Source organism: Verrucomicrobium sp. GAS474, assembly GCF_900105685.1.
GTDB lineage: Bacteria > Verrucomicrobiota > Verrucomicrobiia > Methylacidiphilales > GAS474 > GAS474.
In genome coordinates this window covers 3569153-3584661 of record NZ_LT629781.1, presented here as the reverse complement: position 1 = coordinate 3584661, position 15509 = coordinate 3569153, and the positions used below count along the sequence as shown (strand labels likewise).

13 protein-coding genes are annotated in these 15509 nt (G+C 67.6%); all 13 read left to right on the top strand.

From position 1 onward, the window contains the following. Positions 1-220 precede the first annotated feature (220 nt). The 13 genes from BLU04_RS15260 (at position 221) to BLU04_RS15200 (ending at position 15501) form a co-directional block, all read left to right on the top strand. Positions 221-655 (top strand): division/cell wall cluster transcriptional repressor MraZ, encoded by a 435-nt coding sequence (locus BLU04_RS15260; protein ID WP_231964879.1) that lies wholly within the window; start codon positions 221-223, stop codon positions 653-655. Between the two features lie 78 nt (positions 656-733). Beyond that, positions 734-1675 (top strand): 16S rRNA (cytosine(1402)-N(4))-methyltransferase RsmH, encoded by a 942-nt coding sequence (gene rsmH / locus BLU04_RS15255; protein WP_157895400.1) that lies wholly within the window; start codon positions 734-736, stop codon positions 1673-1675. 8 nt (positions 1676-1683) lie between these two features. Further along, positions 1684-2046 carry a hypothetical protein gene (locus tag BLU04_RS15250; RefSeq protein WP_093287945.1) on the top strand — a complete coding sequence of 121 codons (363 nt, stop codon included), beginning with the start codon at positions 1684-1686 and terminating at the stop codon, positions 2044-2046. Further along, the gene (locus BLU04_RS15245; protein WP_093287942.1) at positions 2043-3977 is read left to right on the top strand and encodes a penicillin-binding protein 2; all 1935 of its coding nucleotides are present in this window, start codon (positions 2043-2045) and stop codon (positions 3975-3977) included. The genes BLU04_RS15250 and BLU04_RS15245 overlap by 4 nt, the downstream gene beginning before the upstream one ends. After that, entirely contained in the window at positions 3974-5467 is a 1494-nt protein-coding gene (locus BLU04_RS15240) for a UDP-N-acetylmuramoyl-L-alanyl-D-glutamate--2,6-diaminopimelate ligase (protein ID WP_157895399.1), read from the top strand. The genes BLU04_RS15245 and BLU04_RS15240 overlap by 4 nt, the downstream gene beginning before the upstream one ends. After that, complete coding sequence (gene murF, locus BLU04_RS15235) at positions 5467-6876, top strand: UDP-N-acetylmuramoyl-tripeptide--D-alanyl-D-alanine ligase (RefSeq protein ID WP_093287940.1); 1410 nt, start codon at positions 5467-5469, stop codon at positions 6874-6876. Before BLU04_RS15240 ends, murF begins: the two co-directional genes overlap by 1 nt. 4 nt (positions 6877-6880) lie before the next feature. Next, the gene (gene mraY, locus BLU04_RS15230; RefSeq protein WP_093287937.1) at positions 6881-7981 is read left to right on the top strand and encodes a phospho-N-acetylmuramoyl-pentapeptide-transferase; all 1101 of its coding nucleotides are present in this window, start codon (positions 6881-6883) and stop codon (positions 7979-7981) included. 62 nt (positions 7982-8043) lie between these two features. Beyond that, positions 8044-9069 carry a LysM peptidoglycan-binding domain-containing protein gene (locus tag BLU04_RS17190; RefSeq protein WP_093287934.1) on the top strand — a complete coding sequence of 342 codons (1026 nt, stop codon included), beginning with the start codon at positions 8044-8046 and terminating at the stop codon, positions 9067-9069. A gap of 59 nt (positions 9070-9128) precedes the next feature. Further along, a complete protein-coding gene (gene ftsW, locus BLU04_RS15220; protein ID WP_093287931.1) occupies positions 9129-10301 on the top strand; it encodes a putative lipid II flippase FtsW in 1173 nt (390 codons plus the stop codon). A gap of 5 nt (positions 10302-10306) precedes the next feature. Further along, positions 10307-11428: a UDP-N-acetylglucosamine--N-acetylmuramyl-(pentapeptide) pyrophosphoryl-undecaprenol N-acetylglucosamine transferase gene (locus BLU04_RS15215; RefSeq protein WP_093287928.1), complete on the top strand. Its 1122-nt coding sequence runs from the start codon at positions 10307-10309 to the stop codon at positions 11426-11428. Then, entirely contained in the window at positions 11413-13713 is a 2301-nt protein-coding gene (gene murC, locus BLU04_RS15210) for a UDP-N-acetylmuramate--L-alanine ligase (protein WP_093287925.1), read from the top strand. The genes BLU04_RS15215 and murC overlap by 16 nt, the downstream gene beginning before the upstream one ends. After that, the gene (locus tag BLU04_RS15205; RefSeq protein ID WP_231964877.1) at positions 13710-14657 is read left to right on the top strand and encodes a D-alanine--D-alanine ligase; all 948 of its coding nucleotides are present in this window, start codon (positions 13710-13712) and stop codon (positions 14655-14657) included. The genes murC and BLU04_RS15205 overlap by 4 nt, the downstream gene beginning before the upstream one ends. A 1-nt stretch (position 14658) precedes the next feature. Then, positions 14659-15501 carry an FtsQ-type POTRA domain-containing protein gene (locus BLU04_RS15200; protein ID WP_157895398.1) on the top strand — a complete coding sequence of 281 codons (843 nt, stop codon included), beginning with the start codon at positions 14659-14661 and terminating at the stop codon, positions 15499-15501. Positions 15502-15509 lie beyond the last annotated feature (8 nt).

Here is a 15509-nt window from a genome sequence, read left to right as displayed (position 1 = left end):
GGGATGTTCAGCTCTCGAAAGGGGAGACTTTCAGCTCTCCGGACATCTCCCGACAAAAATTTCCCGACAGATAGCCGGTTTTCTTTAAGCGTTTACTTTTTACGTATTAAGATTTAAAATACTCATTCTTAGCTATTTATACCTAAAGCGCTTGACCGACGGGGAGAAAAGTGGAGGATAGTGGAGCAAAGTGGGGCGATATGGCCCTGCCTGTGTACCTATGCAACCGGACCTGCGCGCCAGCTATACCGATACGTTCGAGCATGCCTTCGACGAGAAGGGTCGTATTACGATCCCGTCGGAATGGCGTGGCGGCGCGTATGAGGTGCGTCTCTTCGTCCTTCCCGCGAAGGATGGCTGCATCAAGGTCTATCCCGAGTCGTGGCTCGGCCGTCTCCAGGCGGGGATGAAGGAGCTGGAGCCCGCCCAGCGGGAGCAGGTGCGCCAGCTGGTCGGCACGGTGCAGGCGGCGCTGATCGACGCGCAGGGCCGCATCCTGCTGAAGGAAAAATTTCGCAAGCCGGCGGGGATCGAACGGGAGGCTGTCCTCGTGGGCCGTCTCGATCACTTTGCCATCTACAACCCCGCCGCTCTGCGGGCGATCACGCCGCAGACGACGACGCTGGAGGATGTTGCGGACGCCCTGGGTATCTGATCGAGACGATCTTGATTCCAAGGTTTGAGTCACGACACCGCTCCCATGATGTTTTCCGCTGTTTCTACTGTTCCCGATATGGCCGCTTTCTCGCATACCTCGGTCCTGCTGGGGGGACTCCTCGAATGGGCGAAGCCCGCGAAGGGGGAGCGTTGGATCGACGCGACGTTCGGCCGGGGCGGCCACACGACGGCGCTGCTGGAGCGGGGCTGCTCGGTGCTGGCGCTCGACCGCGATGCGGAGGCGATCGCCGCCGCCGCGGAGCTGGAGGCGGTGTGGTCGCATCCTGACAACCGGCTTTGCGCGATGCGGAGCGATTTTTCCGAGATCGCGCTCCGGTGTGCCGAGATGGGCTGGAACGACGGGCAGGGGGTCGACGGCGTTCTCTTCGACCTCGGCGTCTCCTCCCCTCAGTTCGACGATCCGCAGCGCGGCTTCAGTTTCCGCTATGAGGCACCGCTCGACATGCGGATGGATCAGCGCCAGGAGTTGACGGCGGGCAAGATCGTCAACGAGTGGGAGGAGGAGGCCCTCGCCGATTGCTTCTACCACCTGGGCGGCGAGCGGCAGAGCTACCGCATCGCGAAGGCGATCGTCCGCCGCCGGGAGAGCCGCCCCATCGGGACGACGACCGACCTGGCCGACGTCGTCTCCGCCGCCGCGCCGCGCCGCCGGGGGGAGAAGATCCATCCGGCGACCCAGATTTTCCAGGCGCTCCGCATGGCGGTGAACCGCGAGGTCGAGGTGCTGGAGGCGGCCCTCCCGGCGGCTACGGCGTTGCTCCGTCCCGGCGGGTGCCTGGCGGTGATCGCCTTCCACTCCGGCGAGGACCGGATCGTGAAGAACTTCATGCGGGACCGCGCCCGGCGGACGCTGGAGACGCCCGACTTCGCCCCCGTGGCGGCCAATCCCGATTTTTGCTTCGACCGCGTGGAGCGGGTTCTCCCGGACGACGGGGAGATCGAGGCCAACCCCCGCGCCCGCAGCGCCCGCCTCCGGCTGGCGTGGAAAAAAGAATAACCGTTTTTATGAGCCGCAACCGCGTCAAAGAAGTCCATTCCCTGCAGCTGGCCGCCGTCCTGAAGTGGGTCGTCGTCGGCCTCACGCTCTGCCTGTTCGGCGGGAGCTATGTCTACGAGAAGAACGAGGTGATGCGCCTCGCCACCGAGGTTCGCAACCAGGACAACGATCTCCGCAGCTGGAAGCGCCGCAACCAGCAGATGCAGGACAACATCACCCGGATCTCCTCCTACGACGAGCTCCGCCGCCGCCTCGCGGCGATGAACAGCGGCATGGTCCGCATCGGCGAGCTGAAGGTCGTGCAGATGGAGAACGGCCGCGTTCCGATCAGCTCGATCGCCCGCAACAACAGCGGCGGGGGGATGCCATGACGTTCCGCGGGCGGGCGCTCACCGTTTTTGTCTGCCTCGCCTTCGGCTTCACCGTCATCTCGTGGCGGCTGGTCCAGATCCAGCTGGTCGAGCACGACAAGTACTGGCGGCTGGCCGTCGAGAAGCATTGCGACCGCATCGAGCTTCCGGCCCGGCGCGGCCTGATCCTCGACGCGCACGGGCAGACGCTGGCGCAGACGGGCGTCCTCCACAACGTCGCCGTCGACGGGCGGAACCTCCTCCACCCGGAGAAGACCCTTCCCGAGATGGAGCGCCTCCTGAAGCTCCCCGCGGGCGCCCTCGCGCCGAAGTTCTCCGCGGAGAAGCGCTACCAGGTGCTCGTCACCGACGTGACCGAGGACCAGATGAACGACCTGAAGAACTTCGAGATCGCGAAGCGGGCCGAATGGCGGCGCGAGATCCTGGCGGCGAACACCGCCGACGCGAAGAAGGTCGTCGGCCAGCTCGACCGCTTCCTCATCTTCGAGGACCACTACCTCCGCTCCTACCCGAACGGGACCTACGCCAGCCACCTCGTCGGCTTCCTCGACAACACCGGCAAGGGCGTCGCCGGGGTCGAGAAGGCGATGGACGCGGCCCTGCGCGGCGTCTCCGGGGAGCAGTGGATCGAGCGCGACGCGCGGGGCCGGGAGATCACCGGCTACCGGGGCCGGGACCAGCAGCCGGTCGACGGGTCGAGCGTGATGCTGACCCTCGACCTCGCCGTGCAGAACATCGTCGAGGACGGCCTCGACAAGATCGACAAGAAGTATCACCCCGCCGCGACCTACGCGATCGTGATGCGTCCCCAGACGGGCGACATCCTCGCCCTCTCGAACCGCCCCACTTACGATCCGAACAATCGCCGGGGCGTGGCGATGGCCAATTTCCGCAACCGCTGCCTCACCGACATGGTCGAGCCTGGCTCGACGTTCAAGATCGTCACGCTCGCCGCCGTACTGAACGAGGGGCTGATGGGCCTCGACTCGAAGATTTTCTGCGAGAACGGCCGCTTCTTCTACGCCGACAAGTGGCTCCACGACGACGAGCCGAGCGGTCTCCTGACCCTGACCGAGGTCCTCGCCCGCTCCAGCAACATCGGCTTCGCGAAGCTCGGCCTGGAGCTGGGGAAGGACCGGCTGTACGACTACGCGCGGCGCTTCGGCTTCGGCCGCCAGACCGGGGTCCTGCCCGGGCAGGGCGAGTCGGCGGGGACGCTCCGCCCCGTCTCGCTCTGGTCGAATCTCTCGCCGACCCGGGTCCCGATGGGCCAGGAGGTCTCGGCGACGCCGCTCCAGATGGCCGTCGCGATGTCGGTGGTGGCGAACCGGGGAAGCCTCGTGAAGCCCCGCCTCGTCATGCAGGTGAACGACGCGCAGGGGCGCGTCGCCCAATACTTCCCGCCGACGGTGGTGCGGAGCGTGATCGGGACCGAGACGGCGAAGCAGGTCTCGCACGCCCTCGCCAACGTCGTCCTCGAGGGGACGGCGAAGGGAAAGATCAATCCCGCCCTCCACGCGGCGGGGAAGACCGGGACGGCGCAGAAGTTCGTCAACGGCACCTACAATTCCGGCAAGTACGTCGCCTCCTTCATCGGCTTCGTTCCCGAGGAGGATCCGCAGTTCGTCCTCGTCGTGATGGTCGACGAGCCCCACGGCGCGATCTACGGGGCGCAGGTCTCGGCCCCCGCCTTCTCCGACATGGCGACGCAGATCGCCCAAGTGATGAATGTCACCGTTCCGACGGGAGCGCCGAACATCGTCCAGCGCAAGGCATCGGCCGCGCCCAACGGGGCCGACGACGAGCCGGTCCGCGAAAGCATCCCGAGCGAGACGAACACGCCCGACGGTCCCGACGCGACGGTCCCTTCTCCTCTCGTCGCTGCGCCCGCCGCCCCCGTCGAAGAGCCGAGCCGGAGGGCCTCGCTGTGAAGCTCGCCGACCTGATCCAGGCCCTGCCGCAGTGCGAGCTCGACGGCAGCGTCGACCGGGAGATCCGGGCGCTCCGCTATGACTCCCGGCGGGTCGAGCCGGGCGATCTCTTCTTCGCCTGGCGCGGGGCGGCCCAGGACGGCCATCGTTTCATCGCCGACGCCTGCGCCCGGGGCGCCGCCGCCGTGGTGCTGGAGAGCGAGACCCACGAGATCGCCACGGCTTCCTTCATCCGGGTTCCCGACGCCCGGCGCGCCCTCGCGCTGATGGCCGGGGCCTATTACGGCTATCCGGCGCGGGAGCTTTCCCTCGTCGGCGTCACGGGGACCAACGGGAAGACGACGACGGCCTTCGCGGTCCAGCATTTCCTCCGCCTCCTCCACCCCGGCCTTCCCGTCGGGATGCTCGGCACGGTCCGCTACGATCTCGGGGAACGGATCGTCTCCGCCTCCCGGACGACGCCGGAGGGGAGCGACCTCCAGGAGTTCCTCGCCGAAATATTGCGGGCGGGATGCCGCTCGGCCGCGATGGAGGTTTCCTCCCACGCCCTCGACCAGGGCCGGATCGAGGGGATCAATTTCGACGCGGCGATCTTCACGAACCTGACGCCCGACCACCTCGACTACCACCAGACGATGGAGGCCTACTTCACGGCGAAGCGGCGGCTCTTCGAGCGCCTGACGCCGGGCCGGGGCGCGGCGGTGATCAACCTCGACGATCCCTACGGGCGGCGCCTCTTCTCGACCATCGGGGCGAGCGAGGCGATCATCGGCTACAGTGCTTCCGGAAACGGGACGGCCAACCTGCGCGCCGAGAACGTCCGCGCGGGGGTGGCCTCGACCGGCTTCGACCTCGTCTACGGCGAGAAGCGCCAGGCGGTGACGATGCCGCTGATCGGAAAATTCAACGTCGCCAACGTCCTCGGCGCGCTCGGGGCGGCCTTCGCCCTCGGCTTCCCGTTCGAGCGGAGCGCCGAGGCGCTGCTCGGCATCCCCCCCGTCCCGGGACGGATGGAGCGTTTCGGCGGCGAGAGCCTCCCGGCGGTGGTCGTCGATTACGCTCACACCGAGGATGCGATGCGCAAGGCGCTGCGGACGCTCCGGGAACTCGGCCCGCGCCGTCTCTCGGTGGTCATCGGCTGCGGCGGGAACCGGGACAAGACGAAACGGCCGAAGATGGCTGCCGCCGCCGTCGAGATGGCCGACCGCGTCTACTTCACCGCCGACAATCCGCGCAACGAGAGCGTCGCGGCGATTTTCAATGACATGAAGGCCGGGGTTCCCGAGGGCAAGCCCGCGCTCTGGATCGACGACCGCCGCGAGGCGATCGCCCGCGCCATCGCCGAGGCGGAGCCGGGCGATCTGGTCTGCGTCGCGGGCAAGGGCCACGAGGCGATGCAGGAGGTGAACGGGGTCTACACGCCGTTCGACGACCGGGCGCTGGTGGCCTCGCTCCTCGAGGAACGGTCGAAGCAAGGGAGGGTTCTCTGATGGAACCGCTCCGCCTCGACGAGATCGCGAAGATGGCCGAAGGGACGCTCCAGGCGGGCGCGCCTGGGACGGTCGTCACCCGCCTCCACACCGATACCCGGACGGTCGCCCCCGGCGATGCCTTCGTCTCCCTTGTCGGGGACCGGTTCGACGGGCATGAATTCGTCGGACGGGCCGCCGAAGCGGGCGCGGTCGCCGCCTTGGTGTCGCGGCGGCCGGAAGGCCCGTTGCCCGCGGGCTTCGGCCTCGTGATGGTGCCGGACACCCTGGCGGCGCTCCAGCGGGTCGCCTCGGCCTATCGGCGGAGCCATCCCGTCCGCGTCGTCGGGGTCACGGGGAGCAGCGGCAAGACGAGCACGAAGGAGATGATCGCCGCCGTCCTCGGCACCCGCTTCCGCACCGTCGCCACCGAGGGGAACCTGAACAATCACATCGGCGTCCCGCTCACGCTCCTCCGCATCGCGGGCGATACCGAGTATGCCGTCGTCGAGATGGGGATGAACCATCGCGGGGAGATCGCCTCGCTCGCCTCCTTCGCCGCGCCCGACATCGGGGTGATCTCGAACATCGGCTCGGCCCACATCGAGCATCTCGGCAGCCGCGAGGCGATCGCCGACGAGAAGACCGATCTCCTGGCCGCGCTCGCCGCCTCCGGGGCGGCGGTCCTCTCGGGCGGCGACGCCCTGCTCCGCGCCCGCGCGGGCCGCGTCGCGGGGAAGACCCTCTGGGTCGGCGAGGGTGCCGACGCCGCCTGGCGGGCCGAGAACGTGGCGACGACGACGCAGGGCATTTCCTTCGACCTGATCCGGACGGAAAGCGGCGAGCGTGCGGCGGTGGCGCTGCCGCTCTTCAACCGCGTCATGGTTTCCAACGCGCTCCTCGCCGCCGCCGTCGGCGGATTGGCGGGGCTCTCCCTCGCCGAGATCGCGGCAGGGCTATCCGGCGTGAGGCTTTCCGGGAAGCGGATGGAAGTCTCCCCCCTCGGCAAGGGCTGGCTGATCAACGACTGCTACAACGCGAATCCCGAATCGACGGCGGCGGCCCTCGCCGCGCTCCGCGATTTCCCCGCTCCCGCCCGGCGGGTCGCGGTGATCGGCTCGATGGGGGAATTGGGGGAGATGGCCCCGGCGTTCCATCGGGAGACGGGCCGGATCGCGGCGACGGCTTCGGACGCCGCGCTCCTCGTCTTCGTCGGGCCCCATGCGGCCGACCTCGGCGCGGGCGCGCGGGAGGCCGGGTTCCCCGAGGCGGCGATCGTGCTCGGCGGGGACACCGCCGCCGCCTCCCTCGCGGTGCCGCCGCTCCTTCGTTCCGACGACACGCTGCTCGTGAAGGGTTCCCGTTTCCTGAAGCTCGAAGGCCTCGTCGGAACGCTCCAATCGGCTTTCGCCCCCCCCTCCACTCCCTAACGTCATGCTCTATTATCTCCACTTCCTCCACCGGACCTTCGAGGGGTTCAATGTCTTTCACTACATCACGTTCCGCATCGTCGGCGCGACGTTGACGGCGCTGGTCCTCTGCTGGCTCTTCGGTCCCTGGCTGATCGAGATCCTCCGCCGCCTGAAGATGGGGCAGCCGCTCCGCCAGAAGGACGAGGTCCACAAGCTCGCCGAGCTCCACAGCGGCAAGAAGGGGACGCCGACGATGGGCGGCGTGCTGATCCTCCTGGCGGTGACGGTGAGCTGCCTGCTCTGGGTCCGCCTGGAGGAGGCGAAGCTCGTCTGGATCACCCTCGGCGCGATGCTCTTCCTCGGCGCGATCGGCTTCCTCGACGATTACATCAAGGTCAGCAAGAAGAAGTCGGCGGGGCTTCCGGGGCGGTTGAAGCTCGTCGCGCAGGTCGCGACGGGGCTCGCCGTCGGCGGCATCCTCCTCGCCGATCCGGTCTACCGGCACGGGGCGGAGTCGCTCGCCGTTCCCTTCCTCCGCACCACCTCGGTCGACCTCGGCTGGTGGGCGCTTCTCTTCTTCGTCCTCGTCATCACCGGCGCGTCGAACGCGGTGAACCTCACCGACGGCCTCGACGGCCTCGCCGGGGGGTGCACGATCACGGTCGCCTTCGTCTACGCGGTCTTCGCCTATGTGGTGGGGAACGCGAAGATCGCTTCCTACCTCTTCATCCCCCACGTGCCGCACGCGGGGGAGCTCGCGATCTTCTGCGGTGCGCTCCTCGGCGCGACGCTCGGCTTCCTCTGGTATAACTGCCACCCGGCCCGCGTCTTCATGGGGGACACCGGCTCCCTCGCCATCGGCGGCGCGCTCGGCGTCGTCGCGATCTGCATCGGGCAGGAACTGCTCCTCGTCCTGGCGGGCGGGATCTTCGTCATCGAGGCGCTCTCGGTCATCATCCAGGTTTTTTCCTTCAAGATGACGGGGAAACGGGTCTTCGCGATGGCCCCGATCCATCACCACTTCGAGCTCAAGGGCTGGGCCGAATCCCAGGTCACGATCCGCTTCTGGATCATGAGCCTCCTCTGCGCCCTCATGGCGCTGGCCACCCTCAAGCTCCGCTGATTTCAGTCCCAAACCAAAACAACAACACAACGCAGCACAAACCACGAAAGGAAAACGACACCATGAAAAATCCCCTCCAAGGCATGGCGGCCCGCATCAGCCGCTTCCGCTTCAACACCGAAGGCGGCCACGGCTCCCATAACGGCCTGGCCGACACCGAAGGCTCCGCCGACGGGCAGACGGGCGGCCTCAAGCTGATGACGGTCTTCATCGTCGTCCTCGCCCTCCACCTCGTCGTCATCGGCGGGATCAGCGCCTGGCACTTCATCAAGGGTCCGAGCGAGGCGGCCACCGACGAGACGGCGAAGAGCGCCGAGATGGCCAACGCCACGCCCGCGACGCCGGCCGAAGGGACCGACGCCACGGCCTCGACCGACGGGACGGCCTCCAAGGACGCCGCGATTCCGACCGAAGGAAGCGAGGTCGGCAACACGACCGCGACGACTCCGGCCTCGATCCCCGCGACTCCGGCCAATGCGGCCAAGCCGGTGATCGCCTCCGCCAAGCCCGCGACGGCTCCGGCGACGCCCGCCGCCGCCGTGCCCAAGCCTGCCGCTCCCGCCCAGCCGGTGGCCGACGCGAGCGCGAAGGTCTACGTGGTGAAGGCTGGCGACACGCTCCATCGCGTGGCGAAGCAGAACGGGATGAGCGTCGCCCAGCTCAAGGAGATGAATCACCTGACCGGCGACATGCTCAAGATCGGCCAGAAGCTCTCCGTGACGGGCAAGGCTGCCGCCCCCGCTGCCGTCGCGGCTTCCGCCCCCGCCTCGGCCCAGCCCGCCGCCGTCGCGACGGTCTCCGCTCCCGCCGCCCCCGCCGTTGCGGCCGCCGCCTCGGTCGAGAACCACAGCTATACGGTCGCGAAGGGTGACACCCTCACGAAGATCGCCAAGCAGTTCAAGGTGACTCCCGCCGCGATCATGGCGGCGAACTCCCCGAAGCTGAGCGACCCGAAGAAGCTCAAGATCGGCGAGATCCTGACGATCCCGGTGAAGGGCGACCGCCACGAGGTGAGCCAGGGCCAGGCCCCGGCCTCCGCCGTGCCGACGCTCCGCACCTCGTCGCCCGACCTGGTGATGAACAAGTAAGGGACGCGCTCCGCGTTGTTTTGTAGTCGAACGATCGCTCCCGTCCCCACCGCCAAAAAATGAACCGCTCCAGCACCGCCTTTTTCCACCGGCAGGCAGGCTACCTCCTGCTCGTCGTGGTGCTGAGCCTCATTGCCCTGGGCGTCGTGATGCTTTTCAGCATCAGCGGCAAGCAGGCGGCCGAGGGGACGGGCGCGATCTACGGCGCCCTGCGGAAGCAGATGGTGTGGGTCGTGATCGGGGGGGCGGCGTGCGCCGTCGTCTCCCGGATCGACTATCACCGGTATGTCTCCAAGGGGCTCTGGGTTTGGGCCAGCTCGATCTTTCTCCTTCTTCTCGTCTTCGTGCCGCACGTCGGGAAGAAGGTGAAGGGTTCGTGGCGCTGGATCGAGGTCGCCGGAATGACCTTCCAGCCCTCGGAATTCGTCAAGCTCGCCGTCATTGTTTTCCTGGCCTGGTGGTTCGCCAAATACCAGCGCCGCCTCAATTCATGGAAGGGGATGGGCGTCCCCGTCGCCGTCGTCTTCTTCTCGGTCTGCATCCTGATTGTCTCGAAGGACATCGGGACATCGGCCCTCCTTTTCGCGGTTCTCTCGGTGATGCTCTTCGTCGCCGGGGCTCCGAAGCGTTATCTCCTCCCGATCCCCGTCCTCGCCCTCTCCGGCCTCCTGACCGTGGCCTGGCTGATCCCGGAACGCCGGGCGCGGCTCTTCGCCTTCCTCCATCCCGAGGAATCGAAGGCGGGCAAGGGGTACCAGAACTTCCAGGCGCTGATCGCCCTCGGCTCGGGCGGCACCGACGGCCTCGGCCTCGGGAACAGCCGCCAGAAGATGTATTACCTCCCCGAGGCGCCGACCGATTTCATCTTCCCCATCGTCGGGGAGGAGTTGGGCCTCTGGATCTGCCTCGGCATCGTGATGGCCTTCCTCGTCCTCTTCCTCTGCAGCGGGTGGATCTCGATCCACGCGCCCGATCCGAGCGGCCTCTTCCTCGGCACCGGGATCACGACGATGATGGGCCTCCAGGCGATGATCAACCTCGGCGTCGTCACCTCGCTTCTTCCCAACAAGGGTTTCCCCCTTCCGTTCATCAGCTACGGCGGCTCGAACCTGCTGCTCTCGCTCGTCAGCATCGGAATTTTATTCAATTTGCATCGTCAGGCTGTACATCCGGAAGAACCCCAGGGTACAGTCCTGCCGGGCCGCAAAAAAGGCGGCCCGATTCGTATCTAATTCATATGGCGCTCAAGGTTCTCATCGCGTGCGGCGGGACGGGCGGGCATCTCTTTCCGGGGGTGGCCGTCGCGGAGGAGCTGCGCCGTCGCGGGCATGAGCCGTTCCTCCTGGTCTCGAAGAAGGAGATCGACCGGACGGCCCTCGCGGGCCGCGATCATCTTCCCTCCCGCGCCCTTCCCGCGATCGGGTGGCCCGGCCTCCTTTCGCCGAAGATCTTCCGTTTCGCCGCGCAACTGTGGGAGGCGCGCGGCCTTTGCCGGACGCTCTTCTCCGAGGTCGAACCCGACGTCGTCCTCGGGATGGGCGGTTTCACCAGCGCCGTCCCGGTCTGGGAGGCGAAGCGCCAGAATATCCCCGCGCTGATCCACGAATCGAACGCCGTCCCCGGACGGGTGACGCGGCTGATGGCCGCCTGGGCCGATCGGACCCTCCTCGGCTTCGGCGCCTGCGCGGCCTTCCTTCCCTCGGCCCGCTGCGAGGTGACGGGGACGCCGGTCCGCACGGAACTCTCCCGAATCTCCCGCGACGAGGCGGCGAAGCTCCTCGGCCTCGATCCCGATCCCGCCATCAAGACGATCCTCGCCATCGGAGGGAGCCAGGGGGCGCAGGGGATCAACCGGCTCCTCGTCTCGGCCCTTGCCCTTCCCGCGTGGAAGGGGGCGCTCGCGGGGTGGCAGTTCATTCATTTGACCGGGGCCTCGGACGAGGCGGCGACGGCGGAGGCCTATCGCGCCGCCGGGGCGAAGGCCGTCGTCCGTGCCTTCGCGGCCGGGGCCGACATGGCGGCGGCCTACAGCCTGGCCGACCTCGCGATCGCCCGCTCCGGGGCGTCGAGCCTCACCGAGCTGAGCCACTACGCCCTGCCCTCGATCCTCATTCCCTTTCCCGCCGCCGCCGACGACCACCAGACGGCGAACGCCCGCATCTACGAAGCCGCCGGGGCGGCGGAACTCCGCCCGCAATCGGCGCTGAAGATCGGGGAACTGGCCGAATCGGTACGGAACCTGCTTTCCGGTTCGGGTGGAACCGTGTTGGAGGCGATGAAGAGCGCCGCCGCGGGGCTGGCGGTGCCCGATGCGGCGGCGAGGGTGGCCAACGAGGTTGAATCATGCGCGAAGAAGTAAGAGCCAAAATTGTCGAAGTCCTGAAGTCCGAGGGGGCCCGCATCCATCTGGTCGGGGTCGGCGGGACCGGGATGAGCGCCCTCGCGCGCCTCCTCATCGGGGCCGGCTACCGGGTCTCGGGTTCCGATCTCCACGCCTCGGTCCCGGTCGAGAAGCTCGTCGGGGAGGGGCTTGTCTTTTATCCGAAGCACGTCGGGACTGTCGTGCTGGAGAGCGATCTGGTCGTCTATTCCTCGGCGATCGGGGAGGGGAATCCCGAGCGGCTAGAGGCCCAGCGCCTCGGCGTTCCCTCCGTCCGCCGGGCCGAGGTCCTTGCTGTCCTCGCGGAGCGGCGGCAGTCGATCGTCGTCGCCGGGATGCACGGCAAGACGACGACGAGCTCGATGCTCGCCCACGTCCTGCGCGGGGCGGGGCTCCGCCCCAGCCATTACGTCGGGGCCGAAGTCCCGATCCTCGGCGCGAGCGCCGGCTGGGACGGGGAGGAGGGTTCCCCCCTCGTGATCGAGGGCGACGAGAGCGACGGGACGCTGGTCGCCTTCCGGCCCGCCCATGCGATCCTCCTCAACATCGAGGAGGAGCACCTCGATCATTACGGCGACCTCAAGGCGATCCTGAAGGCCTTCTCCCAGTTCCTCGACCAGACGAAGGGCAAGGTGGTCTATTGCGCCGACGACGAGAACACGGCCCTCCTCTGCTCGAACCGGAAGGAGGTCATCAGCTACGGGATCGGGGAGACGGCGGCCTACCGGGCGGTGAACATCACGGCGCGGAACTTCGTCTCCGAATTCGAGGTGCTCCGCGACGGGATCCGCCTCGGGCGGGTCGTCCTCGAGGTGCCCGGTTTCCAGAATGTCCGCAACGCCCTCGGCGTGATCGCGATGGCGATGGAACTCGGCGTCCCCTTCGAGGCCGCCGCCGCCGCGCTCCTCGAATTCCGCGGGGCGACCCGCCGCTTCGAGGTCCGCTACAAGAGCGAGAATTTCATGGTGATCGACGACTACGCCCACCACCCCACCGAGGTCCGGGCGACGCTCGCCGCCGCGCGGTCGGGCGGGTGGAAGCGGGTCGTCGCGCTCTTCCAGCCCCACCGTTACACGCGGACCCAGTCCCTCCAGGCCGAGTTCGCCGCCGCCTTCGCCGACGCCGACCTCCTCTTCCTGACCGACATCTACGCGGCGAACGAGGAACCGATCGAGGGGGTTACCGGCGAGGCTTTCGCCGCCGCCGTCGAGGCGGGGGGCCATCCGAAGGTCCAATACGAGGCCGACCTGCGCAAGCTTCGCAAGATCGTGGCGCGGGAGATCGAGCCGGGCGACCTCGTCATCACGATGGGAGCCGGAAACATCCACGAGGCCGCCTCGACGCTCGCCTCCGAGCTGGCCTGGTACGAGGGGCTCAAGAAGACGCTTTCCCCCGAAAGCGCGCTCCTCCGGCAGGAACCGATGCGGAAGCACACCTCGATCCGCATCGGCGGCCCGGCCCAGTTCTGGTTCGAGCCCGCCTCGCTCGACGACCTCGCCGTCGGCCTCCGCTATGCGAAGCGGCACAGCGTTCCCGTCACCTTCATCGGGCGGGGGACGAATCTCCTGGTCCGCGACGGCGGCATCCGGGGCCTCTCGATCTATCTCGGGACTCCGGCCTTTTCCAAGGTCGAGTTCGACGGGGAAAGGATCACCGCCGGGGCGGGGGCGATCCTCCGCGCCATCGTGGCGGCGGCGAAGAAAAAGGGCCTGGGCGGGATTTCGTTCATGGAGGGGATTCCCGGAAACCTCGGCGGCGCGCTCCGGATGAACGCCGGGGCGATGCAGGGCTGGACGATGGAAGTGATCGAGCAGGTGAAGACCGTCGACCGCGACGGCAACGTCCGCACCTACCAGCGCGACCAGCTTGAGGTTTACTACCGGAACGTCCCCGTCCTCCGCGACGAGATCGCGATCGAGGCGGTGATCCGGACGAAGCCGCTCCCCGTGGAGCAGATCGAGGAGGAACTCAAGGGCTACAGCAAGAAGCGGTGGACGAGCCAGCCCGCCGCGCCGAGCGCCGGCTGCATCTTCAAGAATCCCGGGCCGGCCCCCGCGGGGAAACTGATCGACGACACGGGGCTGAAGAATCTTTCTTTCGGCAAAGCGCGAGTTTCGGATGTACATGGGAATTTTATCGTGAATGATGGGGGCGCCACCGCCGAAGAAGTGCAGACCCTCATGAAGACGATCCAACAGCGCATCAAGGACCGGCACGGCATCGACCTCGATCCCGAGGTGATCATCATCGGAGACGAACTGTGAGCGCGACCTTTTCTTCCATCCGCCGCGTCGCCGTCCTCATGGGCGGTCCGTCGAGCGAGCGCGAGGTTTCGCTGCGCACCGGGGCCGCCGTCGCGGGGGCGCTCCGCACGCTCGGCTACGACGTCGTCGAGGTCGACGTGACGGCGCGCGAGGTGGTCCTTCCCGAGGGGATCGATTTCGTCTTTCTTTCGCTCCACGGCACCTTCGGCGAGGACGGGACGGTCCAGGCGATGCTCGAGGCGCGGGGGGTCCCCTACACCGGGTGCGGCGTCGCGGCGAGCCGCCTCGCTTTCGACAAGGAGGCGAGCAAGGAGCTCTTCCGCGCCGCCGGGATCCCGACCCCCGCGGGCCATTGCGTGTTGCGCGGCGGGAGCCTGCCGGAGCCGATGGAGATGCCCGTCGTCGTGAAGCCCTCGAAGCAGGGCTCGACGGTCGGGATGAGCTTCGTCTTCGAGGAGAAAGACCTGGAACCCGCCCTGAGGAAAGCGTGGGAGTTCGACGAGCACGTCCTGGTGGAGCAGTTCATCAAGGGGCGGGAATTCACCGTCGGCATCCTCGGCAAGGAGGCGCTCCCGCCCGTCGAGATCGTCCCGAAGAGCGGCTTCTACGATTACGACAACAAGTACACCGCCGGGGCGACCGATTATTACTGTCCGGCCCGGATCGACGAGGAGACGACGCTCCGCATCCAGCGGGCGGCGCTCCTCGCCCACCGCGTCCTCTGCTGCCAGGTCTATTCCCGCGTCGACGTGATGCTCGACGAGAAGGGGCGGCCCTTCGTCCTCGAGGTGAACACGATTCCCGGGATGACGGCGACCAGCCTCCTGCCGAAGGCTGCCGCCGCCGCGGGGATCGACTTCCCCGGCCTCTGCGGCCGGATCCTCGAGCTTTCGGCCGCCGCTGCCGCCCATGCCCAGGACGGCAAAGGAAAGGAGACCCTCTAGTATGGCCCTCCGACGCAACCGGATGAAGAAGGCCCAGGCGAACGTCCTCTTCGCGACGACGACCGGGGTTCGCCATCAGCGCCGTCTCTGGACGAAGCGGACCCTCCTCTGCGGGGCGGTCTGCCTCTCCCTGACCCTCGTCGGCATCGCGACCCATTACGCGGCGGGCTTCCTCCTCAACCAGGCCTTCTACGAAAATCCCCGTTACGCCCTGAAGACGATTGTCGTGGACGTGAAGGGCGGCCTCCAGAGGAAGCAGGTCATCGCGGCGAGCCGCCTCTTCACGGGCCGGAACGTGATGACCGTCGACCTCGCCGAGGTCGAGCGCAACGTCGAGAAGCTCCCCTACGTCGCCAGCGCGCAGGTCCGCCGGGAGTTGCCCGACAAGATCATCATCACCGTCTCGGAACGGATGCCGATCGCGCGGATCGCCGACGAGCTGAAGCTTCCCCTCTACGTCGACCGCGACGGCGTCACGATCAAGCCGATGGCGAACGAGCCGCTGCGGACGAACCTCCCCGAGATCGTCGGCACCCGCTTCACCGGGGTCGAGCCCGGGCAGCACCTCGACCAGCCCGAGGTCCTCGCCGCCGTCCAGCTGCTGAAGTGCATGGAGCTGACGCCGGTCCGTGCCCGCCTCGACATCGCCCGCCTCGACGTCTCCCATCCGCTCGCGATCGGGATCGAGACGCGGGACGGGGCCTCGGTCCTCTTCCAGCTCCGCTACCTGCCTCAGCAGCTGGGGCGGCTGGAGGAGATCATCGATTACGCCGAGAGCCAGGGACAGCAGATCGCGAGCGTCGACCTGACCCCGGAACGCAACGTGCCGGTTCGCTTTAAATAATCATTCGT